The 696-nt window shown below is 50.7% G+C and carries 1 protein-coding gene; it reads left to right on the top strand.

Annotated elements, in window-relative coordinates; genetic code table 11:
• Positions 1-696: OmpA family protein (locus R7040_RS26710; protein WP_318097620.1), on the top strand; the 696-nt coding region annotated here is incomplete at both ends.

The raw sequence follows: 696 nt of genomic DNA, 5'->3' as shown, positions 1-696 counted from the left end.
TATCAAGATATTTCGATTGAGAACTATCAGTTCTCGCCTGTGATGCCAGATGAACCATTGGGCCCAGAGCATGGATTGCGATTCGATTGGCAGTTGACCAAGCTTCATCTCGACGCTTTGATTCAAGAAGGCGCTCGTTGGTGCTTCCCTGCTGCAGTGGTGCAAGCACTCGAGAAGCAAAATCGCATTGCTCGTGAACTAGAAGGCGGTTTACTGCTTGATGCCGCCAATGACCTGGTCATCCAGCGTCGTCGATTAAACCAGCTTGAGCAGCAACTCGACTACGTACTTACGCAAACCGCTTGCACGCCGCCGGACGACATCGATGCGCTAAGGAATGACCTAAACATCGTCGCCGATATTTATGCGCTACTCAACGTCGATAATCAGTTTGCCATTGATTCTGCGGAGATCAATCCGAAGTACATGGGACACTTGGCAGAAGCCGCTTATATTCTGCGCGACCACCCTGCTCTGTCTCTGGTTGTCACTGGCCATGCGGACGTCACGGGTACGCCTGAGCACAATAAAAAACTAGCACAGGAACGAGCCGAGCAAGTTAAACGATACTTGAGTGTGTTCGGTGTAACGTCAGACCGTGTACAAACCAAATCTGTTGGCGACACATTGCCTTTGTATGAAGGACAAACGCCAGCCGTCCGCCTAACCAATCGTCGTGTGAGCATCGAAGTTCTC

This window comes from Vibrio sp. 1069 (genome assembly GCF_033340555.1).
The sequence above is the reverse complement of the archived record's forward strand: the minus strand, read 5'-3'. Positions and strand labels throughout refer to the sequence as shown.